This window comes from Streptomyces sp. NPDC022910 (genome assembly GCF_055561075.1).
Map to the genome: position 1 here is coordinate 1 of NZ_JBVHHL010000027.1, position 24,340 is coordinate 24,340.

General features: G+C 71.4%; 18 protein-coding genes, 1 tRNA gene and 3 pseudogenes. 8 read left to right on the top strand and 14 right to left on the bottom strand.

All coding sequences use genetic code 11. The features are described from left to right. Positions 1–141 precede the first annotated feature (141 nt). A complete protein-coding gene (locus ACZ3TS_RS24280; RefSeq protein ID WP_467621617.1) occupies positions 142–978 on the bottom strand; it encodes a helix-turn-helix domain-containing protein in 837 nt (278 codons plus the stop codon). Between the two features lie 325 nt (positions 979–1,303). Here ACZ3TS_RS24280 and ACZ3TS_RS24285 point away from each other — a divergent pair, with 325 nt between their 5' ends. Continuing rightward, positions 1,304–1,816 carry an ATP-binding protein gene (locus ACZ3TS_RS24285; RefSeq protein WP_467621420.1) on the top strand — a complete coding sequence of 171 codons (513 nt, stop codon included), beginning with the start codon at positions 1,304–1,306 and terminating at the stop codon, positions 1,814–1,816. Between the two features lie 124 nt (positions 1,817–1,940). Here the strand turns inward: ACZ3TS_RS24285 and ACZ3TS_RS24290 are convergent, their stop codons facing one another. From ACZ3TS_RS24290 to ACZ3TS_RS24305, 4 genes are all read right to left on the bottom strand, one after another. After that, a complete protein-coding gene (locus ACZ3TS_RS24290) occupies positions 1,941–2,198 on the bottom strand; it encodes a DUF397 domain-containing protein (protein WP_467621423.1) in 258 nt (85 codons plus the stop codon). A 172-nt stretch (positions 2,199–2,370) separates the two neighbouring features. Further along, entirely contained in the window at positions 2,371–2,832 is a 462-nt protein-coding gene (locus ACZ3TS_RS24295; RefSeq protein WP_467621426.1) for an SRPBCC family protein, read from the bottom strand. Further along, positions 2,829–3,188, bottom strand: coding sequence for an ArsR/SmtB family transcription factor (locus tag ACZ3TS_RS24300; protein ID WP_467621429.1), 360 nt, complete (start codon positions 3,186–3,188; stop codon positions 2,829–2,831). Before ACZ3TS_RS24300 ends, ACZ3TS_RS24295 begins: the two co-directional genes overlap by 4 nt. Positions 3,189–3,198: 10 nt before the next feature. Beyond that, a complete protein-coding gene (locus ACZ3TS_RS24305; RefSeq protein WP_467621432.1) occupies positions 3,199–3,570 on the bottom strand; it encodes a VOC family protein in 372 nt (123 codons plus the stop codon). Positions 3,571–3,638: 68 nt separating this feature from the next. Between ACZ3TS_RS24305 and ACZ3TS_RS24310 the strand changes: the two are divergent. From ACZ3TS_RS24310 to ACZ3TS_RS24320, 3 genes and pseudogenes are all read left to right on the top strand, one after another. After that, positions 3,639–3,763, top strand: a pseudogene (locus ACZ3TS_RS24310) (50S ribosomal protein L28); the annotation flags it as partial. 21 nt (positions 3,764–3,784) lie between these two features. Then, positions 3,785–4,087, top strand: a pseudogene (gene rpsN, locus ACZ3TS_RS24315) (30S ribosomal protein S14). Between the two features lie 52 nt (positions 4,088–4,139). Beyond that, positions 4,140–4,652: a hypothetical protein gene (locus ACZ3TS_RS24320; RefSeq protein WP_467621435.1), complete on the top strand. Its 513-nt coding sequence runs from the start codon at positions 4,140–4,142 to the stop codon at positions 4,650–4,652. Positions 4,653–5,122: 470 nt separating this feature from the next. Here ACZ3TS_RS24320 and ACZ3TS_RS24325 read toward each other — a convergent pair. Next, positions 5,123–5,307 (bottom strand): annotated as a pseudogene (locus ACZ3TS_RS24325) (hypothetical protein); the annotation flags it as partial. 155 nt (positions 5,308–5,462) lie between these two features. Here ACZ3TS_RS24325 and ACZ3TS_RS24330 point away from each other — a divergent pair. Then, the gene (locus ACZ3TS_RS24330) at positions 5,463–5,969 is read left to right on the top strand and encodes a DUF4232 domain-containing protein (RefSeq protein WP_467621438.1); all 507 of its coding nucleotides are present in this window, start codon (positions 5,463–5,465) and stop codon (positions 5,967–5,969) included. 9 nt (positions 5,970–5,978) lie between these two features. On the opposite strand, the gene ACZ3TS_RS24335 is transcribed toward ACZ3TS_RS24330, so the two are convergent. After that, positions 5,979–7,097 (bottom strand): DUF2786 domain-containing protein, encoded by a 1,119-nt coding sequence (locus ACZ3TS_RS24335; protein ID WP_467621441.1) that lies wholly within the window; start codon positions 7,095–7,097, stop codon positions 5,979–5,981. 81 nt (positions 7,098–7,178) lie between these two features. On the opposite strand from ACZ3TS_RS24335, the gene ACZ3TS_RS24340 reads away from it, so the two are divergent. After that, on the top strand, positions 7,179–7,910 hold the full coding sequence (locus tag ACZ3TS_RS24340; protein WP_467621444.1) for a Clp protease N-terminal domain-containing protein: 732 nt from the start codon (positions 7,179–7,181) through the stop codon (positions 7,908–7,910). A 56-nt stretch (positions 7,911–7,966) separates the two neighbouring features. Continuing rightward, positions 7,967–9,664, top strand: coding sequence for a bifunctional 3'-5' exonuclease/DNA polymerase (locus tag ACZ3TS_RS24345; RefSeq protein WP_467621447.1), 1,698 nt, complete (start codon positions 7,967–7,969; stop codon positions 9,662–9,664). Positions 9,665–9,716: 52 nt separating this feature from the next. Here the strand turns inward: ACZ3TS_RS24345 and ACZ3TS_RS24350 are convergent, their stop codons facing one another. Together ACZ3TS_RS24350 and ACZ3TS_RS24355 are read right to left on the bottom strand one after the other, a co-directional pair. Continuing rightward, positions 9,717–13,001 carry an AfsR/SARP family transcriptional regulator gene (locus ACZ3TS_RS24350; protein WP_467621620.1) on the bottom strand — a complete coding sequence of 1,095 codons (3,285 nt, stop codon included), beginning with the start codon at positions 12,999–13,001 and terminating at the stop codon, positions 9,717–9,719. Positions 13,002–13,464: 463 nt separating this feature from the next. Beyond that, complete coding sequence (locus ACZ3TS_RS24355) at positions 13,465–14,373, bottom strand: glycosyltransferase family 2 protein (protein ID WP_467621450.1); 909 nt, start codon at positions 14,371–14,373, stop codon at positions 13,465–13,467. Positions 14,374–14,815: 442 nt separating this feature from the next. Between ACZ3TS_RS24355 and ACZ3TS_RS24360 the strand changes: the two genes are divergently transcribed. Then, complete coding sequence (locus ACZ3TS_RS24360) at positions 14,816–15,652, top strand: TrmH family RNA methyltransferase (protein WP_467621453.1); 837 nt, start codon at positions 14,816–14,818, stop codon at positions 15,650–15,652. A gap of 704 nt (positions 15,653–16,356) precedes the next feature. Here the strand turns inward: ACZ3TS_RS24360 and ACZ3TS_RS24365 are convergent. The 5 genes from ACZ3TS_RS24365 to tmk form a co-directional block, all read right to left on the bottom strand. Continuing rightward, positions 16,357–17,322 (bottom strand): NAD(P)H-dependent flavin oxidoreductase, encoded by a 966-nt coding sequence (locus ACZ3TS_RS24365; protein ID WP_467621456.1) that lies wholly within the window; start codon positions 17,320–17,322, stop codon positions 16,357–16,359. Between the two features lie 311 nt (positions 17,323–17,633). Beyond that, positions 17,634–17,710, bottom strand: a tRNA-Thr gene (locus ACZ3TS_RS24370). A 107-nt stretch (positions 17,711–17,817) separates the two neighbouring features. After that, positions 17,818–19,446 carry an alpha/beta hydrolase gene (locus ACZ3TS_RS24375; protein ID WP_467621459.1) on the bottom strand — a complete coding sequence of 543 codons (1,629 nt, stop codon included), beginning with the start codon at positions 19,444–19,446 and terminating at the stop codon, positions 17,818–17,820. Between the two features lie 132 nt (positions 19,447–19,578). Further along, positions 19,579–20,784: a DNA polymerase III subunit delta' gene (locus tag ACZ3TS_RS24380; RefSeq protein WP_467621462.1), complete on the bottom strand. Its 1,206-nt coding sequence runs from the start codon at positions 20,782–20,784 to the stop codon at positions 19,579–19,581. 234 nt (positions 20,785–21,018) lie between these two features. Then, positions 21,019–24,246: a dTMP kinase gene (tmk, locus tag ACZ3TS_RS24385; protein ID WP_467621465.1), complete on the bottom strand. Its 3,228-nt coding sequence runs from the start codon at positions 24,244–24,246 to the stop codon at positions 21,019–21,021. Positions 24,247–24,340 lie beyond the last annotated feature (94 nt).

The following is a 24,340-nucleotide window of genomic DNA, read 5'->3' on the forward strand; positions in this document are numbered from 1 at the left end:
CAAGAGCCTGCGCGTCGACCGCCACACCTACAAGGCCACCATCAGCATCGACATCCTGTTGACAGCACCCATCAGCCCATAACTTCATGGCCTTGGTCTAAAGGGAGTTGGAGAACGCCTCGGGATACTCCATGAAGACTCTCAGGAAAGCTGGAGCAGCCCCCGCAGCAGATCGCGGCTTTCGTCCGGGCCGGGGCTGTCCTGCTGCAGCTGCTTCATCGCGGCCTCGTACTGGGTGACGTCCTCGCGTTTGTCCAGGTACAGCGCGCTGGTGAGCTGCTCGAGATAGACCACGTCGGACAGGTCGGACTCGGGGAAGCTCAGGATGGTGAAGGAGCCGCTCTCACCGGAGTGCCCACCGAAACTGAACGGCATGATCTGAAGCCGTACGTTGGAGCGCTCCGAGATGTCGATCAGGTGCTGGAGCTGGCCGCGCATCACCTGCCGGTCGCCGTAGGGGCGGCGCAGGGCCGCCTCGTCGAGCACGACATGGAACTCCGGGGCGTTCTCGGCCACGAGGTACTTCTGCCGCTCCAGCCGCAGCGCCACCCGCCGGTCGATGTCCGCGGCGCTCGCGCCCTTCATGCCGCGGGCGACGACCGCGTGCGCGTACGCCTCGGTCTGCAGCAGCCCGTGCACGAACTGGACCTCGTACGACCGGATCAGATGCGCCGCCCCCTCCAGGCCGACGTAGGTCGGGAACCAGCTCGGCAGGACGTCCGAGTAGCTGTGCCACCACCCGGCGACATTGGCCTCCTTCGCCAGGGAGAGGAGGGATGTGCGTTCGGTCTCGTCGGTGATCCCGTACAACGTCAGCAGGTCCTCGACATCACGTGTCTTGAAGCTCACCCTTCCCAACTCCATGCGGCTGATCTTCGACTCCGAGGCACGGATCGAGTAGCCGGCCTGCTCCCTGGTGATGCCGCGCGCCTCCCGCAGGCGCCTGAGATGGGATCCCAGCAGAATGCGCCGCACCACCGACCCACTCGAGTCCCCAGCGCTCACGTTCGTCAGCCTCCCCAACCGTCCTTCAGATCGCGCAGTCTGCCACTAAAACACTTCGAGCAGTACTCATACGGTTACAGAAATGGAAAGCAGCCAAAGGAGAGGCACAGGTAGAGGTCAGGAAGGAGCAAGGAAGCGGGAAGAAAGTGACAGAAGATACAAGCAGAAAGCGGTACGGGAACGACCAATTCCGGCGCGTGCACGTGCATCTGCCCTTGCATCTGCCTGGCTCATCCGAAACCATGGTCCCGCGCCACCGCTGCATCGCCACGACCGCGAACACCCGGGAGTGCCTCGCATGGGGACGAATGGATCGACCATGCTCGAGCCCTTACGGCAGGGACTTCCGCCGCTCGATCCCGCGGCCGTGTCCAGCGCCGCCTCCTGCGCTCTGCCCGCCCGCCTCGAAGCGGTGCGCGAAGCAAGGCAGTTCACCCGCAGAACGCTCGGCCAGTGGGACGTGAGCGAGCGCTTCGACGACATCTGCCTCGTGGTCTCCGAACTCGTGACCAACGCGCTGCGGCATGCACTGCCCTCCTCGCCCTCCGTACGCACGGGCGAGCAGGACGCGCCGGTGCGGCTGCACCTCATGCGGTGGACCTCACGCCTGGTGTGCGCCGTGCGCGACCCCAGTCACGAGAGTCCGGTCGCGGGCAACTCCGAGGACTTCTCGGCGGAATCGGGGCGGGGGCTGTTCCTGGTCGACTCGTTCTCCGACGGCTGGGGCTGGCACCCACTGGCGGGCACACTGAGCGGCAAGGTGGTCTGGGCGCTGTTCCGGCTGCCGTCCGCGCCGGCGTGCGCGGAGTGACGGCCCGCGGCGCTTTCTGAGGCCGCGGTTCTACGCGTGTCACAGCCTGCGATGCGTCAACGCACCGCAGGCCAGGCGCATATGGCGACCGACAGAGACACAACCGGCCCCTCATCCACGCGTGTCACGCGATCAGATGGTCGAACTCGCCGTCCTTGATGCCCAGCAGCATCGCCTCGATCTCCGCACGGGTGTAGACCAGGGCGGGCCCGTCGGGGAAACGCGAGTTGCGTACCGCCACGTCTCCCCCCGGCAGCCGGGCGAACTCCACGCATGACCCCTGGGAGTTGCTGTGCCGGCTCTTCTGCCAGGCCACTCCGTCCAGCTCCGTCGCAGCCATGCCGTTGTACACGTCGTCCACGTCGTACACGTCGTGGTCCACAGGTCGCTCCCCGGGTGGTGCATTGGCTGATGTGGCCATTGATGCAGTGGTCAACTGCTCCGGATCATAACTCCGTTCACATGCAGATGCAGGCGCAGATGCACGTGCACGCGGGGTGTTCCTGCGATTACAGCTTTTACAGTCCCTTGACTACAGCTCGACCGCCGGCTGACTACAGTCGGTCAAGCGTCTGCCCCAGAGCTCGCAATACATGCGACCTCCAGCCCCCGTCCATGATCGTCCGCGCCATCATCTGTGCCGGGTCGTCCGGGTCGAACCCTTCATGCACTAGGAAGAGACGCGTCCCGCGGCCTTCCTGTTCCAATGTCCATGTGATGGTCCAGTCCGCGGGATTGGCGGGATCGGCGTCGGCCCACCGGACGCACAGCATCCGCTCGGGCTCGTACGCGAGAACCTGCACGTAGACGGTGCCGGAGAAGTTGGAGTTCGGTCGCGGGACCGAGGTCATCGTGTACCGGTGACCGACTTGGAGCCGGAAGTTCTCGGCGCCGGGCATCTGCCACTGGGCGAGCAGCTCGGGCTCGGTGAGGGCGCGCCAGACCTTGGCCGGCGGATGCGGCAGGAACTGGTCGACGCGGATCGTGGTCAGGTCGTCGCCGGATGCGGTGCTCATGGCCGGTCATCGTCGTGCATGCGGTCGAGCAACTCCCCGAGCCCGCGCAACTGCTGCCGCCAGAACCGCTCGTACGGATGGAGCCAGTCCTGTACCTCGGCGAGCGGTGCCGCCTCCAGGCGATAGATGCGCTGCCGGCCGGAGCGCTGTTCGGAGACGAGTCCGGCCTCTCGGAGCACCCTGAGGTGCTCCGAGAGGCTCGGGCGGCGCATGTCGAAGCGGTCGGCCAGGGCCTGGACGGGCTGCGGTCCCTCGTCGCGCAGCAGGCGCAGCACCTCGCGGCGCGTGACGTTGGCGAGCGCGGCGAAGACGCGGTCCTCGGCCGCGGTGTCCGCCCCGGCCCCGGTCGTGGTCATGCCGGTCTCCCTATCCGTGAGCCTCCGTCAGCAGCATCAGACCGTTGCCGTCGGGATCCCGGAAGGATGCCATCCGGCCCCAGGGGAGGTCGTCCGGACCTTGCACGGCAACCCCCGCCTCGGCCAGCCGAGCACAGTCGGCGTCGACATCGGTCGTGACCAACATGATCCCCCGGGTCGAGCCGGGCTCGAAATCACCCATCCCCGGGCCGGAGAGCGTGAAGACGGTCTGCGCACCCTTGGGGGCGACCTGGAGCCACCGCCCCTGGGGCAGGTCCAGGTCCGCGGCCACCTCGAAGCCGAGGAGATCTGTGTAGAAGCGCAGGGCGCGCTCCTGGTCGGTGACGGGGAGGGTGATGAAAGAGGCGTGTGTGATGGTCATGGGACCACCATAGGTAGGATATTCCCTACGCGTCAAACATAGGAATTCTCCTACCTGTGTCGCCGTGCCGGCGCTACTGGCTGCCGAGCGAGGGCCGGTACGTACGGCTGCGGCTGAGTCAAGGGGATCGGCACGGTCGACGCCGTCGGCGTGGAAGCGGCGGGCCCGGATCCGCGCCCGTGGTGTGAAGATCCGAGGGAGGGGACGGGCCGGTATGGCGAAGAAAAGCGAGATCGCGGAGAACGAGAAGCGCCGGGCGGTCGTCGCGCGGTGCGCCGAGCGGCGAGGCGAGCTGAAGGAGATCATCCGCCGCCCGTCGTCCACGGCGGCCGAACGGATCGCCACCCCGACAGGAGCTGCGCAGACAGCCGCGGGACGCCGGGGCCACCCGGGTGCGCAACCGGGACGGCGTGGACGGCCGGCCGCGCGGCCGCATCCGTACGTTCGGGCGTCCCGGGTCGATCCGCGTGAGCAAGCGCACGCCGGATACCGCCCCGGCGTCCGCAAGTGCTCCTGATAGCTTGCTGCGGCCGTCCCCATGACCTCATCGGCAACCTTGGGAGACCTCAGTGACAGCGACCCATGTCACGCGCCGGCAGGCGCGCACAGCCGTGGCGGCCGCGGGGCTTGCGGCCGCGCTCGCGCTGACCGGCTGCAGCAGCGACTCCGGGGGCAGTGACTCCGCGAGCGGTGACCCCTCCACACCGGGCGCGTCCGCGTCCACGGCGGACACCGGCGGCGGCTCCGGCACATCGAGCGCCAAGGCTGGAAAGCTGGAGGGCAGCTGGCTGGCCACGACCGGCGGCAAGGCCGTGGCGCTGGTCATCACCGGCACGCAGGCCGGGCTCTTCGAGACGGGCGGCACCGTGTGCAGCGGGACCGCGGGGGAGGAGGCGGGCATGCAGATGATCCGCCTCAAGTGCACGGACAGCAGCAAGAGCCGCGGTACCGGGATGGTCGACTCCGTGAACTCCACGAGCATGAAGGTGACGTGGGAGGGCGGCATCGGCACGGAGACCTACACGAAAGCCGAGGGCGGCAAGCTCCCGAGCGGACTGCCGACGGCGAGCCTGGGCTCCTGACGTCGCTCAAGGGGCCGTGGAATCACCGGGACTCCACGGCCCGTCACCGTGTCGGAACGTCCCTGCACGCCCGGGGCTCTCGTCACGTGGGGACCACTCGTCGGGTACGGGCCTCCCGCCTTGTCGGGGTCTCGCCGCGTCTTGGCCCTTCCTCACGTACGGACTCGCGCCGTTCTCCGGGCCTCCTCGCATACGGGCCTTTCGTCACTCCCGAGGCTTCCTCGCATACGGGCGTTTCGTCACCCCCCGAGCCTTCCTCGCGTACGGGCCTCTCCTCACCTTCAGCGCTCTCGTCGCCTCCCGGCCCGTCCCCACATACGGGCTTCCCCTCGTCCCCCAGCCACCCCTCCTCGCGTACGGGCCCCTCCCACCCTCCAGCGCTCTCGGCCTCTCCCGGCCCGTCCCCCCATACGGGCTTCCCCTCGTCCCCCCGCCCCCTCCTCCCGGCCCGCCCCACCCCCGGCGGCGCCCTGCTGGAAGGTCGCGATGGCCGCCTGTAACGCGCCGAACGCGGAGCTGACCGCGACGGCAGGCCCGAACGCCACAGGCTTCCCGCGATCACGAGCGAGAGCCCCGCCGCGCCGCGCACCGCGACCAGCGGCTCGAGCCGCTTCCGCTCGATCCTCAGCCCCGAACACGCGGCCTCCTTGAGCAGCCGGCAGCCGGCTCATCCTGCCGACCCAAGGAAGACACAGTGGGATGATCGCGACATCCGAGACGCATGAGCGTGCGGCATCGAGGGGGTGTGGAACGCGCCGCCGCGCACCTGCGTGATGATCCATGGACACCGTCACGAGCCAGAGGACCTTCATGCGCACGCTCCCCGTCCCCCTCGCCGTCACCGCCCTCGCCGCGGCTCTCACCCTGACCGCCTGCGACAGCGGGAGCGGCGACAGCGGCAAGGACACCGCCGTCTGCCGCGTCGCCGTCAAGGTCGGCCCCGGCAACGCCGCCACCAGCGCCGGCGACACCGGCAACGTCCCGGTCACCCTCACGAACCGCGACGCCGGGGAGTGCACCTTCGAGGGCTTCCCCGGCATCGAGCTGAACGACGGCAAGACCAACTGGACCGTCGCCGACGAGAAGGCCGCGAAGCCGGTGAAGGTGACGCTGCAGAAGGACGAGGCGGCGACCTTCACCATCACGTACGTCCGCGGGGACGGCGGCTCGCTCAGCGCCCCGATGAGGACCGTGAAGATCACCGTCCCGGGCGCCGACGAGGCGGGCAGCTACCCGTGGTCGTACGGCGATGTGGCGCTGAAGAGCCCGAACACCCCGGACGCATCGGTGAGCCCTGTCCAGGTCGCAGGAGACTGACCCGCACACTCAGCGGAGCCGGGGCCGTCCCGCGACCTGGGCCCGGTCGGCGGCCGCGGCCCCCTGCTCCCAGCCGGCCGCGTCGCCGACCCCGCGCAGGCGGGTGGTGACCGTGTCCGGGAACATCCGCTCCATGCGGTCCGCGACGGCCACGTCCCTGGCGGCGAGCACCGGCAGCAGGTCCCCCTCGCTCTCCGCCACCTGCCCCTCGGCGGCCTCCCGCAGCCGGTCGCCGATGCGATGCGCGTACGCGGCGAGGAAGGACTGCCGGAACGTCTTCGTACGCTTCCGGCCGCCCTTGCGCTGCGCCGCCTCCGCCTTCGTCATCGCGGCGGTGGCCTGCACGAGCAGCGAGGTGTAGAGGAGTTCGACGGCCTCCAGGTCGGCTTCGAAGCCGATGACCGTGGAGAAGCCCAGGGCCTCGTGCCACACGGCCCGGCAGCGGTTCGCGGTCGCCACCGCATCCAGGAGCACCGCCTTGGCCGTCTCGTACGGCGGGTCGACACCCATACGGCAGGCGCCGGGTGCGTCGCCGGTGTGCGTACGGGCAGCGAGCAGCGCCTCGTCGATGCTGTGGCGCGCCATCAGCTCCTGCGCCTTGGCGCTGAGCGCTTCCGCCTCCTCCGGATAACCGGTCGCCTCCGCCTTGGCGAGCAGGGCGCGGATGCGGGTGAGCATGCGGGACTCCGGCTGCCGCGGGGCGGCGGACTGCCGGGGCGCGTCCAGGTGTTCGAGGGCGGGCAGGCGCAGCAGCACGCGGTACAGCTCCAGGACGGCGGTGGCGTGGGAGAAACGGTCCAAGACGCGCGGAAGGTCCGCGTCGAGGTCCTGGAGCTGGGCGGCCCAGCGCGGGCCGGGGGGCGGCCTCTCCCCTGCCTCGTCGAGGATCAGCGCCGATACGAGGCGCACGTGGAGGTCGTCCAGTTCGCGGCGCACGATGCGTACGACGTCGGCGGGCTGCCAACCGCGCCGCCAGGCCGCGGCCACGAACTGCTCACCGCGCCAGGCGAGTTCGGCGTCAGCCGCGGGATCGGCGGCGAGCAGCGAGGCGCCGGTGTCGAGGGCCGCGTCGGTGTCGTCGTAGAGGGCGGCCCGGAAGGCGCGGTCCACGCTGGTCGTCGTACTCACGCGTCCGATCGTGACACGGGCACCCACCAAGGGTGTCAACTTCGAGTTGACACCAGGCGGCCGTCAACCTACGGTTGACACATGACGGAGAAGCCGTACACCGCAGCGAACGTGCGTCTCGACGACCTGATCGAAGCCATCAAGAAGGTCCACACCGACGCGCTCGACCAGCTCCAGGACGCGGTGCTCGCCGCGGAGCACCTCGGCGACGTGGCCGACCACCTGATCGGCCACTTCGTGGACCAGGCCCGGCGTTCGGGCGCGTCCTGGACCGACATCGGCAAGAGCATGGGCGTGACCCGGCAGGCGGCCCAGAAACGCTTCGTACCCAAGGAGTCCGCGGACCTCGACCCCAACCAGGGGTTCAGCCGCTACACCCCCCGGGCGCGCAACGTGGTGATGGCCGCGCACAACGCGGCGAAGGCCGCGGGCAACGCCGAGACCGTCCCCGGGCACCTCGTACTGGGGCTGCTCAGCGAGCCGGAGGCACTCGCGGCCAAGGCGCTCGTCGCGCAGGGCGTCTCCCTGGACGCGGTGCGCGAGGCGGCGGTCGCGGCACTCCCGCCCCGCGCCGACGACGTCCCGGAACTCGTGCCTTACGCCCCCGCCGCGAAAAAGGCACTCGAACTGACCTTCCGTGAGGCACTGCGCCTGGGCCACAACTACATCGGCACCGAGCACATCCTCCTCGCGCTCCTCGAGCTGGAGAACGGCGAGGGCCTGCTCAGCGGCCTCGGCATCGACAAGGCGACGACCGAGGAGCAGGTCGTGAAGGAGCTCGACAAGATCCGCAAGAAGCTCGAACAAGACTGAGCCGCTCGGACAGTACGTCCCGGCCCGTTGTCAGACCCCCCTGTCACACTCGCAGCATGACCGGGCGCTGGGCTCTCGCTCCGGCCGAGGACGGTGGCGTGGAGGTCGCCGCCCTCGGCCCGGACGGGCTGCTCGCCGGGCCGGTGGTCAGGGAGGGGGATCTCGGGGAGGCCGTCCGGGCGCGGCCCGAGGTCACCCGGTGGGTGTGGCGGTCCACCGCCGACGTCCATCCGCGTCTGCTCGCCACGGGGGTGCGGGTCGACCGGTGCTACGACGTCGAGGCCGCCGAGACCCTCCTCCTCGGCCACGAGGGACGCCTCGGCGAACCCCGGTCGGCCGCCGCCGCGCTGGCCCGGCTGCGCGGCGGTCCCGTACCGCGGGACCCCCCGCCGCGCTCCGCCGAGCCCGGCTCGCAGTCCTCCCTCTTCGAACCGAACCCCGCCCGCCTCCCCCTCAAGGACCTCGTCGAGGTGTACGCGGACCAGCAGCGCCGGCACGACGCCACCGCGCATCCGGACCGCATGCGCCTGCTCACCGCCGCCGAGTCGGCCGGAATGCTGGTGGCCTCCGAGATGAACCGGTCCGGGCTGCCATGGAGCGCGGACGTCCACCGTGAACTGCTGCACGAACTGCTCGGCGAGCGGTACGCGGGCGGCGGCGAACCCCGGCGGCTGGCCGAGCTGGCCGACGAGGTGTCGGCCGCCTTCGGCCGCCGCGTCCGGCCCGACCTGCCCGCCGACGTCGTCAAGGCCTTCGCGCAGGCCGGGATCAAGGTGCGCTCCACCCGCCGCTGGGAGATCGAGTCTGTCGACCACCCGGCCGTGAAACCCCTGCTGGAGTACAAGAAGCTGTACCGCATCTGGGTCGCCCACGGCTGGTCCTGGCTGCAGGACTGGGTGCGCGACGGCCGCTTCCGGCCCGAGTACCTTCCGGGCGGCACCGTCACCGGCCGCTGGGTCACCAACGGCGGCGGCGCCCTGCAGATCCCCAAGGTCATCCGGCGCGCCGTGGTCGCCGACCCCGGCTGGCGGCTGGTCGTGGCCGACGCCGCCCAGATGGAACCGCGCGTGCTCGCCGCGATCTCACGCGACCCGGCGTTCATGGAGGTCGCGGGCCGAGAGGCCGACCTCTACCAGTCGGTGTCGGACCGAGCGTTCTCCGGTGACCGCACCCAGGCCAAACTCGCCGTGCTGGGCGCGATCTACGGCCAGACGTCCGGCGACGGCCTGAAGAACCTCGCCGCGCTGCGCCGCCGCTTCCCCCGGGCCGTCGCGTATGTCGACGACGCGGCCCGCGCGGGCGAGGAGGGCCGGCTCGTGCGGACCTGGCTCGGGCGTACGTCCCCGCCGGCCGCCGGGACGTCGGACGACGCCACGGAGGAGGCGGGCATCCCCCAGGAGGACGGCCCGGCGGGCGCGTCCGAGGAAGGACAGCAGTGGATGCCGGGGTACGCCTCCACCAACTCCCGCGCCCGTGGCCGCTTCGCGCGCAACTTCGTCGTACAGGGCAGTGCCGCCGACTGGGCCCTGCTGCTGCTCGCCGCCCTGCGCCGGGCCTGTGCGGACCTCGCCGCCGAACTGGTCTTCTTCCAGCACGACGAGGTGATCGTGCACTGCCCCGCCGAGGAGGCGGAGACGGTGGTCGCGGCGATACAGGAAGCCTCGGACCTGGCGATGCGGCTCACGTTCGGCGAGACGCCGGTACTGATTCCGTTCACCACGGCCGTGGCCGAGTGCTATGCGGACGCGAAGTGACGGGCCGTACGAGGCCGCTGGCCGGGCCGTAGCAAGCGGTCCCTGCCCGGGCTCACCCGTCCGCCAGCAGATCCCTGAGCTCCCCGGCCACCGGACCGTCCGTCCCGTCCAGCGCCGCGAGGGCGGACTCCCACTGCCTTCGGGCCTCCTCTGCGTCCCCCTCCGCCCGGTGGAGCAGGCCCCGCTGGTGGCGCGCCAGACCCTCGGTATAGCGGTCGCCGCGGCGGGTGGCGAGGGTCAGCAGCCCATCGCACTCACGCGCGGCCCGCCCGGTGTCCCCCCGACCCCGCAGCGCCCGCACCAGCCCGAGCCGGGTCTGCGACTCGCCCTGCCAGTGGCCGTGTCCGCCGAGGACGCGCAGGCTCTCCTCGAAGTGCGGTAGGGCGGCGTCGGGTTCGCCGAGCGTGAGATGGGCGAACCCGATGTTGCAGTGCGCCGAGTGGCGGACGACGACGTGGCCGATCCGCTCACCGATCTCCAGGCTCCGGCGATGATGGCCGATAGCGGCCCGCGGGTCCGTGTGCTCGTACAGGTTGCCGAGATTGCTGTACGTGATGGCCTCCTGCATCGGGTCGTTCAAAACCCGCGTGTACTCCAGGCACTGCCGCAGCGCCTCGCCGCTCTCCTCGTACCGGCCGAGACTCTCCAGGAGCAGCGCCCGGTTGTTGAGACAACGACACAGGCAGAAGAGGTCATCCAGTCGCCGCCAGATCTCCAGTGCCTCGTCCAGCAGGGCGAGGGCGTCGTTGACATGACCCTTCAGGAACTGCAGCCCCGCCAGGTCCAGCAGCGCGTACCCCTCCGCGGGCGCGTCGGCCAGCCGGCGCGCCCCGCGCAGCGCCACCTGTACGAGTACCTCCAACTCCGTGAGGCGGCCACGGCGTTGGAGATACGGCGCGATTCTGCGGACGAGCAGGGGCACATGAGCCGAGGTGTCCGCGTGGCGCTCCACGAGCGCGACGATGTTCTCCAGTTCGAGGACGATCCAGTCGGCGGCGGCCTGTGCGGAGCCGAAGGCGGGCACGGCCGCCATGTCGGCGGCGTGCCTCCGGGGCTGCGACGGGGTCACCCGGAGCCTGTTCTCGCGCTCGGCACCCGGCTCGACGATGGCCTCGTACGCCCGCGTGGCCACGGCGGTGTACCAGCGCAGGGCGACGTCGGCGGCGGTGTCGTCCCTCTCCACGGCGCCTTCGACCACCGCGGTCTCGCGGGCGAAGTCCCGGACGAGGTCGTGCGGCGCGTACCACCCGTACGCCGTCTCCTCCAGCAGGGCGACATCGACGAGACGGTCGAGGGCGGCCTCGGCGCGGCGTTCGTCCGTGCCGAGGAGGCGGGCAAGAAGAGGCGCACCGTAGCCGGGGAGGTCGAGCGCGCCGATGCGGCCGAGCGCACGCGCCGCGTCCCGGTCGGCCTCGCGGTCCGAGGCGCGCAGGGCGTCGTGGGCGACGGCGAGCGACCTGCGGACGCTCAGGTCGTCGTACTCCAGGTGGTGCAGCCGCCCTTCGGTGGCAGCCAGTTGACCTGCCAGGACGTCCGGTGTGAGGGCACGGCGGGCGGCGAGCCGCGCGGCGACGACACGCAGGGCGAGCGGCAGGCGGCCCGCGAGTTCGACGAGGGGATGACCGGCGTGGAGCCCGTCGCGGCCCGAGACCGCCCGGAGCAGGGCCGCGCTGTCCTCATCCGACAGGGGCGCGAGAGGGACCCGGTGGGCGCCGTCGAGCGCGGTGAGCGGGGAGCGGCTGGTGACGATCACCGCGCAGCCAGGGCCGCCGGGCAGCAGCGGGCGCACCTGGGCGGCGTTCGTGGCGTCGTCCAGCACGATCAAGGTGCGCGTGGGGGCGAGCAGCGAGCGGAGCAACGCGGCCGCGGCGTCGGGGTGGTCGGGGACGCGGTGCGGCTCGGCGCCGAGGTCGCGCAGGAGTGCGGCGAGCGCCTGCTCCTGGGTGAGCTGGGTCATGCCGGGCGTGGCTCCGTGCAGATTGACATAGAGCTGACCGTCGACGAAACGTTCCCGCAGCCCATGCGCCACGTGCAGGGCGAGCGCGCTCTTGCCGACGCCGGCCATGCCGCTGAGGACGGCGACGCCGGGCGTGTCGCGTTCGGTGCCGAGGAAGCGGAGGAGTTCCTCACACACGGCGGCACGGCCGGTGAAGTGGGCGGGCGGGGGTGGGAGTTGGGCGGGCCGGGGCACGGCGGGCGCGGCTCGGGACCCTACGGGGCGGGCACCGGGTTCCTGCCGGGCGTCCGTGCCGTCGGTTTCGGGTGCCTTGGTTCCGGGTGCCTTGGTGTGCGTGCCGCCGGTTTGCGTGCCGTCGGTTTTCGGATGCTCGATTGCCGCACCCTCGGTTGCCGTTCCGCCGGTTCTCGGATCCTCGACTTCCGTGCCCTTCGTTGCCGTGCCCCCGGTTGCCGTGCCGTCCGCTTTCGGACGCGCGGCTTCCGTGCCGTCCGGGACCGCACCGTCCGCGCCCGTCATGCCGGCATCCGTAGCGTCTGTAGCGTCTGTGTCCGTACGGTCGGCACGCGTACCGTCCACGTGCGAAGCGTCGGCGCTGCCCCACCGGGTCCCGGGTCCCGCCCGGTCGTCGCGGAGGATCTCGAGATGGGCCTCACGCACTCCGCCCCCGGGCTCGACACCCAGTTCCTCGATGAGACGCTCGCGCAGATCGCGGTGGACGGCCAGCGCCTCGGCCGGGCGGCCGGTGCGGTGCAGTACCAGCATCAGCAGACGGTGAAAACCCTCCCGCAGCGGGTGTTCGGCGACCAACGCGGCCAACTCCGGCGCCAAGCCTCCGAGCCGGACACCGCCGAGCTGCAGTTCTGCGTCGTACCGCCACTCCAGGGCGAGCAGTCGCGCCTCCTCCAGGCGCTGCACGAGCGCGCGCCCTCCGGTCTCCAGGGGCACACCGCTGAGGGGAGTTCCGCGCCACAGCGCGAGCGCCGCGCACGCCTCGTGGACCGTGCGTTCCCAGTCGCGGCGGGCATGCGCGGCGCGGGCCGTACCGACGTGGTCCTCGAAGACACGGACGTCCAGTTCCCCCGCATCGACGCGCAGCAGGTAGCCGGGCGGCACGGCGAACAGCCGTTCGGCGCCGTCGTCGCCGAGGAGGCGGCGCAGCCGGGTGACGTGGTTCTGCAGGGATGCCTGCGCGGAGGCCGGTGGCGCCCCGACCCACAGCGCGTCCTTGAGCGCGTCGACCGAGACGACACGGCCCGGCTCCAGCAACAGCGCCACCAGAAGGGCGCGCAGCTTGCCACTGCCGATGGGCCGGATCTCGCCGTCGGCGTCGTACACGACAGGCGGACCCAGCAGTCCGAACCGCAGCCCGTACCGCATAACCGCCCCGTTGCCCTTCCGCACGGCCCGAGCGCCGTGCTTCCACCACCGTGCGGCACGACTGCCGCACGCCGCCTCGTCGCACGGCTCAACCGCCGCGTCCCGCCGTCGACTTCACCTGCGGCGGGTTCCCACCGTCCGGCACACGATTCCTCCGTGAACCGGCCGGCTCGCGGATCCTCAGGAGCCGTTGGCCACATGTTAGCGATCTGTTGGCGTGGCCTGATGTGATCCCTTCCTCGGATCTGGCCCGACGGCGCGCGCGTCTACGCGTAACTCGGGGGAGTGTCGCCGCCGTGGCCGGATCCGGGAACACGCAAGGGCCCGGTCGGCGGAGGTGAACGACCGGGTCCTTCGTCGTTCCACGAGCTCGTGGACCAGTCGTTCAACGAACCCGTCGAGGAGTCGTTCAACGAGCCCGTGGACCAGTCGTTCAACTTCATGGACCAAACGCGTTCATGGACTAGATGACCGGTGGCCTGCCGAGCCTCGTGAGCCGCCACACCGTGCGCCACCGCATGGGCCGCCGCTCACCGGCCGGGGTCCGCAGTCCCTCCACGAACCCGCCGAACCAGGCCTTCAGCCCGCCGACCGAACGCGTCCGCAGGAGGGTGACGGCGATCCACACCCCCAGATGGACGGGGATGAGCGCCAGCGGCAGCCTGCGCCGCACGAGCCAGACGCGGTTCCGTGCCGTCACCCGGTAGTAGATGGCATGCCGCGCGGGAGAGGTCTTCGGGTGCTGGAGCAGCAACTCCGGTGCGTACAGCACGGTCCAGCCGGCGTCGACGGCCCGCCACGCGAGGTCCGCCTCCTCATGTGCGAAGAAGAACTCCGCGGGCCAGTCGCCGGTCTCCGCGAGCATCGCCATGGACAGCGCGTGCCCGCCGCCGAGGAAGCCGGTCACCGGTCCGCCGCGCATCGGGTCGGCGGACCCGACCCGTGGCACGTGCCGCCGCTGGGTCTCGCCGTACTCGTCGGCGATCCGGAACCCGACGATCCCGAGCCTGCGGTCGGCGGCGTACAGATCCCGTACGTGACGCAGCGCGTCGGCGTCGACAAGCAGCCCGTCGTCGTCGAGTTCCACCACGACGTCGACGTCCCCGAACTCCCGAAGCCGGGCGAGGGCCACGTTGCGGCCGCCGGGGCAGCCGAGGTTCTCCTCGACCTCGATGCAGGTGACGTCACCCGACAGGCCGAGTCGCTCGGCGAACTCGGGCAGAGGGCAGCCGTTGCCGACGACGACGATGCGGGAGGGGGCGAGGTCCTGCTTGGCGACGGACGTCAGGAGGGAGTCGATCTCGGCGGGCCGGTTGCCCATGGTCACGACGGCGACGGCGATACGGGGCAACTCCTTCTCCGCCTGCGACACGACACCCACCCAACCCGGCCGACGACTGTGCACGTGATGCTAGCCGTTCACCGAGAGGACTCCTGGTGGCCTCCGGTTCTCCTTGCTCCGGATGATTTTCGGACCGACCGCCTCGGCCTCCACCCCTTGCCGCCACCGGGCACAACATCGACCGTCACCGCCTGCGCGGCACCCGCCTCGCCTCTGCGACGTGCTCCGCCGTGTGCCCTCTGCGGGGTGCACCGCCGTGCACTGTCCTGCAGAGTTTCCCCTGCTCAGGGGCGCTCCCACGCCGTCACGCGGGCCCGAAGAGCCCCACATTCCCTCCACCGGCCCATCGTCCCGGACCGGGTACCCTGGCCACGACCGCGCGCAGCGCGCAGGAAACACGAGAAAACACGAGAAAACACGAGAAAGGGGGCGGAGGATCGGAGCCGGAAAGGCACCGTGATTCCCACCGCCGATGCCGTCCATCCCGCGGGTTGGTCCACCCAAGGAAATCTCCAGCCCGAGCAACCCTCATGTGAAGGAACTCGCCGCCCTCCGCCGCCGACGGAACAGGCAGAATTCCGGAGTGACCCTTGTGGAGGGTTATGAGGAACTGGATCTCGCCCTACGGGCCGGCGTCCGTCCCCGCGAGCTGTATTACTGCCCGGCACTGACCGGCGGGTCCGACCCGCGGAACGTCATTGCCCGTGCGGCCGAACGCGGGGCCGCCCTGTTCAGCCTCAGCCGGCAGGCCTTCGACAAGGCCGCGTACCGCGAGGGCCCGGACGGCTGGCTCGCCGTCGTGCCGGACATCGAGACCGACCTCTCCCGCATCGAGGTGGACGACGGGGCCCTCTTCCTCGTCTGCGAGAGCGTCGAGAAGCCCGGCAACCTGGGCTCGATGCTGCGCACCGCGGACGCGGCGGGAGTGACCGCCGTCATCTCGGCCAATCCCGTGACCGACTGGGGCAACCCCAACGTGATCCGGGCCAGCAAGGGCACGGTCTTCGCGGTCCCGATCGCCTCGGCCGACTCCAAGGAGGTCGTGCAGTGGCTGGCTGAGCACTCGGTGAACGTCGTCGCCACGACCCCCGACACCGACGTCCTGATGGCGGACGTCGACATGACCGGGCCCACGGCGATCCTCGTCGGCAGCGAGAAGTACGGCCTGTCGGATCAGTGGCTCGCCGGCAGCCACACCAAGGCGAAGATCCCGATGTTCGGTCAGGTGGACTCGCTCAACGTGGCGGTGTCGGCCGCTCTCTTCACCTATGAGGCCGTGCGGCAGCGCATGGCGTCCGGACAGCGCTGAGGCCACGCTCACCGACGCCGGGTGGGGGCCGCATCGGGCCGTGGTCGTGTCCACGCCCACACGTGCGCGCAACGCGGCACGTCTCGCGACCATGAGCCGCTCCGACGGGGCAGAGCGATCCTGTTCAGTGCCTCGCCGCACGTGAGGAACGTGGCTCACCACTTCCAGAAGAAGACGGATCAAGACTTCTCCTGTGCCGGTGGGCCTCGGTTTCCGGCTTGCCGTACGGTGCGGCGGGGGTGGTCGATGCCATGAACAGTAAACCGCGCGCAAGCATGTGGTACGGGCTCGGGCTCACCTTGACCTTGTTCACGGGACTGCGGGCAGCTTTGTGGCCCTACATAGAAGATCATGAAAGCCTGCAGGTCTTGGCAATCGGTCTGGCAGTGATACTGGCCTACTTTTGCGGATTCTCAGTCGGGCGCCGGTCGACCAAAGATCAACAAAGTTCGAAGCAGCGCGACAACGACCCGGCTGACAATCCCCTGGACTGAGATGCGTGCACCCCACGCGCCGGCAGGCATGCCCGTGCCCCATGTCAAGCCCCTGGCCGGACCGCAGCGACCGTTCGCTTTCAGGCCGTGTCCGGGCTGGTGAGTGGCTGTTCACGGGGCAGGCGCCTTCGGTCGCTCGTGGTCCCTTGGATCGGTGGGGTCACCGCGGCGAGCGACGAGCGAGCCGGAACCCGGCTGACGGTCGATGGGTCAGTGGCGTCCCGCTCGGTTCAGGGCGTCCTGGGCCTGGGTGGCCATGGCGGTGACCAGGTCCTCCGCCGAAGGCAGGTCGGTGATGAGGTCGACAGCCTCGCCCGCCCAGACCGGCAGCGGGGGCACGGTGCCTTGTGCGACGTCGTCCTGGTACGCCTGACGGGCCTGGGGATCGGCGGCGAGCTCGGCCTCCCGGCCGCGCCAGCGGTCGAGGTACGGGTGGCCGAGGGTGCGGGCGGGGTACTCCGCAGGCCACCGGGAGCCGCGCGCGATGTCCAGCACGGTGCTGCGCTCGGTGTCCTGCCCTCGCCCCTCGAGAATCGCCTTGGTGATCGACGGGTCGACCAGGGCCTCGGTGGTGGCCTGGAAGCGGGTTCCGATGAGCGCTCCGGCAGCGCCCAGCACGAGAGCCGCCGCCACACCGCGTCCATCCGCGATCCCGCCCGCTGCCAGCACCGGCACCGGCACCGGAGCTACGAGATCCACCACCGCGGGCACGAACGGCAAAGTGGACCGCCCGCGCAGGGCTCCGTGCCCACCGCTCTCGGTTCCCTGAGCCACGATCACATCGGCGCCCAGGTCCACGGCCCGCTTGGCCTCCTCCAGATCGGTGACCTGGAGGATCAACAGAGCCCCTGCCCGGCGGACATGCTCGGCGTATGGGCTCGGATCACCGAAGGACAGCATCACGGCGCTGGGGCCGTAGCTCAGCGCCAGCTCCACCGCGGCGAGATCGATCCCCCAGGTCAGGAATCCGACACCCCACGGCCCTTCAGTGCCCGCGACGATCGGCACCTCACGTGCCAGCCACTCCGGGTCCCCGTTCCCGCTGCCAAGAATTCCGAATCCGCCACCGCGGGAGACAGCTGCGGCCAGCGCGCCACCGGCCGACCCGCCCATCGGCGCCAGCGCGATCGGGTACCGCACGCCGAGCCTCTCCGTGAACGCCGTCGACAACGCCATGCCCGCATCATGCCGCCTTGTCCGGCCGGCCGGCCGGATCACAAACGCAGCAACTGACCTCCGCGCTACGGACCCGCCGCGCCCAGCGACGAGCTCCTCACAGGCTCTCGGTAACGCGACAACGGGTAGCCGTGCACGCGCTGAAGAGATCGTCTCAACTGCCTTGATCCCCACGCTGGCCGCCGTGACAGCGATGGTGGAGCGTCCGGTGCCGGAGACCAGAGACAGCCGCGCCGCACGGGCCCACCCCCGTCGCCGCGTCCGCTGAACAGAAAACCCCAGCTCAGAGAGACTCCGGGCTGAGGTTCGAATGGAGCCGCCTTCGGGATTCGAACCCGAGACCTACGCATTACGAGTGCGTTGCTCTGGCCATCTGAGCTAAGGCGGCGCGCCGTCCGCACTATGGTGCGATCAGCAACGTCGGTAAGTCTACACAGTTTCCAGGGGCGCTCTGACCACGCCCCCGAAGCGCCGCCTCCGCACTCCGCCGCCGCACTACGAGCAGCGTTTTCCCTTCGTCGGCAGTGTGCCCCGGAGCAGATACGCGTTGATCGCCGCGTCGATGCACTTGCTGCCGCGACCGTACGCGGTGTGGCCGTCGTTGTCATAGGTGAGCAGCCTGCCGGAGGAGAGCTGGGCGGCGAGGGACTGCGCCCAGCGATAGGGGGTCGCCGGGTCACGGGTCGTACCCACCACCAGGATCGGCGCCGCCCCCTTCGCCTGGATGCGGTGCGCCTGCCCTGTCGCTCCGACCGGCCAGTACGCACAGGTCAGCGCCGACCAGGCCAGCCCCCTCCCGAACACCGGTGACGCCTTCTCGAACGCCGGGAGCGCCTTCTCCACCTCCTCCGGGGTCGAAAACGCCGGTGGCAGGTCCAGACAGTTCACAGCCGCGTTCGCGAACATCAGGTTCGAGTACCTGCCGTCCGCGTCCCGCTCGTAGTAGGCGTCCGACAGGACGAGCAGCCCGGCGCCGTCGCGGTCCCGCATCGCCGAGGTCAGCGCCTGCCGCAGCTGGGGCCAGGCCGCCTGGTCGTACATCGCGGCGATCACCCCGGTCGTGGCCAGGGCCTCGCCCAGCTTGCGGCCGCCCGCGTCGCCGGTCGGGATGGGGGACGCGTCGAGCTTCCTGAAGAACGCCTTGAGGCTGTCGCCGACCTTCGCGGGCGAGGTGCCCGGGCCGCCCAGCGGACAGTTCGGCTGCCGGACGCAGTCCTTCGCGAAGGACTGGAACGCCGTCTCGAAGCCCGCCGTCTGGTCCTCGTTGAGCTTGAGGGCCGACAGGGACGGGTCCATCGCTCCGTCCAGCACCAGCCGGCCGACGCGCTCCGGGAACAGTCCCGCGTAGGTCGCCCCGAGGAACGTCCCGTACGAGGCTCCCACGTAGTTCAGCTTCCGGTCGCCCAGCACCGCGCGCAGGATGTCCATGTCCCGGGCCGCTTCCACCGTGGAGACATGGCGTAGCAGATCCGCCGAGTGTCGCCCGCAGCCTTCCGAGAAACGCCGGTACGCGTCGACCAGCCGGTTCGTCTCCTTCTGGTCGTCGGGGGTGATGTCGGTCAGCGCGAACGCGTCCATCTGAGGGCCGTTGAGGCATTCGACCGGCTCGCTGTGTGCCACCCCGCGCGGGTCGACGGCGACCATGTCGTAGCGGGCGCGGATCTCCGCCGGGTAGCCGACGCCCGCGTACTGCTGCAGATAACCGACCGCTGAGCCGCCCGGACCCCCCGGGTTCACGAGCAGCGAGCCCAGCTTGCCCTGGCCCGTGGCCTTCTTGCGGGCCATGGCCAGCCCCACGTCGCCCGAGGCCGGCTTGGCGTAGTCTCGCGGCACTTTCAACGTGGCGCACTCGAAGCCGGGGACCCCACAACCGCGCCAGGCCAGCTTCTGCACGTAGTAGGGGGCCAGGGCCGACGGTGTGGACCGGGGCAGGGCCGGCAGTGCCACCTCTGCCGTCGCGGTCGTCGAGCTGCCGGCGGAACAGGCGGAGACGAGCAGTGCGGCGGCGGCCAGCAGTGGGCCGCCCGTCCGCGTCAAGTGCAGCGGGCGGAGGAAGGACGGGGAGCGGAACGATCGGGGACGGCGGGGACGGCGGGACGGTCCGGGATTGCGCCTGGTGTGCATCTCGTGAGCGTAACCCTGTGCGACGGGCCGATCACGGTAGGTGGCACAGGCACCTCATACGAGTGACGGAGTCAATCGGCCGCAAGCCGTATCCCTCTCCCACGGCAGCCCCGGTTCTCCTGTCGCAGCTCGTCACCCCGCACGCAGCGCCATCGTCATCGCCTCCACGGCCAGCAGGGGGGCCACATTGCGGTCCAGGGCGTCCCGGCACGCGGCGATCGCCTCGATCCGGCGGAGCGTGGCCTCGGGCGTGCTGCCGCGCGCCAGACGCTCCAACGCGTCCTCCACGTCCGTGGTGGCGAGGGCGATGCGGGAGCCGAACTGAAGGGCGAGTACGTCGCGGTAGAAGCCCGTGAGGTCGGTGAGCGCCTGGTCGAGGCTGTCGCGCTGGGTACGCGTTCTCCGGCGTTTCTGCCTGTCCTCCAGTTCCTTCATCACGCCCGCGGTGCCGCGCGGCATCCGTCCGCCCTGCGCCGCGCCGAGCGCCGCCTTCATCTCCTCGGTCTCCTTGACGTCGATCTCCTCCGCGAGCTGCTTGGAGTCCTCCGTGGCCGCGTCGACCAGTTCCTGGGCGGCTCTGAGGCAGCCGCCGATGTCGTCCACCCGGAGCGGGAGCTTCAGTACGGAGGCGCGGCGTGCGCGGGCGCGCTCGTCGATGGCCAGTCGGCGGGCGCGGTCGACATGGCCCTGTGTGGCGCGGGCGACGGCGGACGCGATCTCCGGCTCGATGCCGTCGCGCCGGACGAGCATGTCCGCGACCGCCTCCACGGAGGGCGTACGCAGGTTCAGGTGGCGGCAGCGGGAACGGATCGTCGGCAGGACGTCCTCCAGAGACGGGGCGCACAGCAGCCAGACCGTGCGGGGAGCGGGCTCCTCCACCGCCTTCAGGACCGCGTTGGCCGACTTCTCGTTCAGCCGCTCGGCGTCCTCGACGAGGATCACCTGCCAGCGGCCGTTCGCCGGCGACGTGAACGACTTGCGGACCGTGTCGCGCATGTCGTCGGCGAGGATCTGCGTGCCCACGGCGGCGACCGTGGTCACATCCGCGTGCGTGCCGACCAGGGCGGTGTGGCAGCCGTCGCAGAAGCCGCAACCGGGGGCGCCGCCGAGCGCGCGGTCGGGGCTGACGCACTGGAGCGCAGCGGCGAACGCCCGCGCCGCCTGCGTACGGCCCGCGCCGGGAGGGCCCGTGAACAGCCAGGCGTGCGTCATCTTCGACGTCTCGGGCGGCGGGGCGTCACCGGCGGCCGCGGTGACCAGGGCGTCGGCGTCGCGGGCAGCCGCCTCGAGCTGCTCGCTCACCTTCTCCTGGCCCACCAGGTCGTCCCACACCGTCACGGGACACCGCCCTTTCCGTCGTACTTCGCCCTATCGCGATCCATTGTGCGGGTCACCACTGACAAGGGGCGGCACCCACCGATGACGGTGGGACGAAGGCGCCTGCCGTGCGGGCGAGGACGTCTGCTCCTACGGAGGTCACCGCCACGCCGGACAACCAGCGGCCCGCGTTGCACCTCCGCGACACCGCCCGTCCCGACGGCGGCCCGTGTCCGCTCTCGACGGCGGCCGGCCTCAGCGGCGCCGTCCACGCCCCGGGTCGTCGTCCCCGTCCTCGTCCTCGCGCGGGCCGAGCAGTTCGTCCGCCAGGGTCGGGAGGTCGTCCAGCGGGGTCTCCTCCGCCCAGTCCGGGCGGGGCCGGCGCTGCGGACGGCCCTCGGCGTCCATCTGCGGCAGCTCACGGGTGCGGTCCTCGGCCCCGTCGGGCCGCGGCTCGTCACGGAAGAAGCCCGGCGGAACCCGGTCAGCCGGAACACCTGCACCGCCGTCCCGTACCGGCGGCAGCACCGCCGTCTCGTCCGCGGCACCCGGCACCACCGGCGGCAGCACCGCCGTCTCGTCCGCGGCACCCGGCACCACCGGCGGCAGCACCGCCGTCTCGTCAGCCGCTCCCTGCGGCTCGGGCGGCTTCGGCAGCTTCGCCGTGGTCTCCGCGTCGGTCTCCCGTGCCCGCACCGGCGGCAGGACGGCGGTCTCGTCCACCGGCCCGCCCGACGCGTTCGTCGGCGTCACCAGCGGCGTGGGGACGGTCATCTCGTTGTCCGGCGAGGACTCCGACGAGGAAGCGCCCCCCGCCTCACCTGAACCCGACGCCGCGGAGCCGGGGCCTGCCGTACCCGACGCCGCCACGGCGGCCGAAGCCGCCGCCTCGGCCGCGGCCCGGCGCGCCTCCTCCGCCCGCAGCAGCGCCTCCTCGGCCTTCCGCTGCTTGTCCAGACGGCGCGCCTCGGCCTCGGCCCGCAACCGGGCCTCCTCCTCGACCTGCTTGCGCCGCCGTTCCTCCTCGGCCTTCCTGCGCGCCTCCTCGGCAGCCCGCGCCTGCTCCTCCGCGAGCAGCCGCGCCTGCTCCTCCTCGGCGCGGCGACGGGCTTCCTCGGCCCGCTGACGGGCCTCCTCCGCCTGCCGCTCGGCCTCGCGACGCTGCGCCTCCTCCAGCTCGCGCTTCTTGCGCTCCTCTTCCTCGGCCTGCAGCTTGGCGAGCTGCTCCTGGCGCTCGCGCTCCAGCCGCTCCTCCTCGGCCTTGCGCGCGGCCTCTTCCTCGGCCTTGCGGCGGGCCTCCTCCTCGGCCTTCCTGCGCGCCTCCTCCTGGGCCTTCACCTCGGCCTCGGAGAGCGGCAGCATCTGGTCGAGCCGGTGTCGGATCACGGTCGTGACCGCCTCGGGCTCCTGCCCGGCGTCGACGACCAGATAGCGCCCGGGGTCGGCGGCGGCCAGCGTGAGGAAACCGGACCGCACGCGCGCGTGGAACTCGGCCGGCTCCGACTCCAGCCGGTCCGGCGCCTCCGTGAACCGCTCGCGCGCCGTCTCCGGCGCCACGTCCAGCAGGACGGTCAGATGCGGTACGAGACCGTTGGTCGCCCACCGGTTGATGCGGGCGATCTCGGTCGGGGACAGGTCACGGCCCGCCCCCTGGTAGGCCACGGAGGAGTCGATGTACCGGTCCGAGATCACGACCGCGCCCCGCTCCAGGGCCGGCCGTACGACCGTGTCCACGTGTTCCGCGCGGTCCGCCGCGTACAGCAGCGCCTCCGCGCGGTGCGACAAACCGGCGCTGGAGACGTCCAGCAGGATGGACCGCAGCCGCTTGCCGACCGGCGTCGCGCCCGGCTCGCGGGTCAGCACGACCTCGTGCCCCTTGGCGCGAATCCACTCGGCGAGCGCCTCGGCCTGGGTGGACTTCCCGGCGCCGTCGCCGCCCTCCAAGGCGATGAAGAACCCGTTCGCAGTGGGCGCCTCGACGGGGTCGTCGCCGCCGCGCAGCGCGTCGCGCAGGTCGAGCCGCAACGGAACACCGGACCGGTCGTCGACCTTGGCGAGGACCAGCGCGGCCACGGGCAGCAGCAGTGCACCGACCAGCATCAGCGTGAAGGCGGCGCCCCCGTGCGCGAACACGAACTTGCCGTTCTCCAGCCGGTGCGGCCCGATGGCGCCGGCCACCACCGGTGCCACCAGCGCCCCCAGGGCGACGACGACCCGGACGACCGCGTGCAGATGCTCGGTCGTCCGCACCCGCCGGCCGTCCTCGGCCTCCTGGTCGAGCAGGGTGTGCCCGGTGTTGGCGGCGGCGCCCGCGCCGATGCCCGCGAGCGCCATGATCAGCAGCACGGTGGTCACGTCCGGGACGAGCCCGGCGGCGAGCAGCGCGACCCCGGTGAAGGCGATCGCCAGCGCGAGCAGCCGGCGCCGTGACAGCGACGGCAGCATCCGGGGCGCCGTACGGATGCCGACGACGGTCCCGCCGGTCAGCGCCAGGACCAGCAGGCCGTACGTCACCGGGCCGCCGCGCAGGTCCTTGCCGTGCAGCACGGAGACGGCGACGGCCGCCGAGACCGCCCCGGCGACGGCCGCGCAGGCGAGGACCAGCAGCGGGATCGCGCCCGTACGGCCCTTGTCGACGCCCGTGCCCGTCCTGGCGCGGCGCAGTCCCTCCAGCGGGGACCGCGCGCGGGGGGTGCGGGTGGCGGGCAGTTCGAGGGAGGTGACCACCGACAGGGACGCGGCGAACAGCCCGGCCGCGACGTAAGAGGCGAGGGCCACCTGGTGCTGGGCGAACCAGGCGATGCCCGCCCCCAGCAGGTTGTTCAGCAGCGAGACGACGACGAGCCCGGCGGCGGCCATCGGCACCGCGGCGAAGCCCGTACGCAGCGCCAGACGCCGCAGTGCGTCCATGTGGTCCGGCAACGGCCGCACGGTCGCGCCCTCCAGAGGCGGCGCGGGCAGCAGGGCGGGGGCCGCGCTCTCGCGGCACACCGTCCAGAAGCGCTCGGCGACACCGGTCACGAAGGCGGTGACCAGCAGGACCGCTAGTGCGGTGTCCGGGGTCCAGTCGATCCACAGGGGTGCGACGATCAGCAGGGCGGCCCGCAGGCCGTCCGCACCGACCATGGTCCAGCGGCGGTCGAGCGGTCCCTCCTGGCACGTCAACGCGCTGAGCGGCCCGAGCAGGACGGCCCCGAACAGCAGGGTGGCGAGGATCCGCGCGCCGAAGGCGGTCGCGATCGCGAACGCCACTCCCCGGTAGCCGCCGCCGAAGGAGCCCTCGGCGATGGCCGCCTGGAGGGTGAGCGCGACCAGGACGAACAGGCCGAGCCAGTCGCCGATACCACTCACGAGCTGGGCGCTCCACAGCCGCTTCAACTGCGGCCGGCGCAGCAGGGCGCGCACGGCGCGCTCGCGGGAATCTGCGACCAGGGCGTCGTCGGGGGCCGGGTTGTGGGCCGTTGGCTGCTCGGCTCGCGTCATGCGTTCAGCCTATCGGCAGCCGCCGACAGCCCGGGGCGGCCGCCCGAACGTACGCACGCCCCGACACCAAACTGATGCCGGAGCGTGCGTTTCG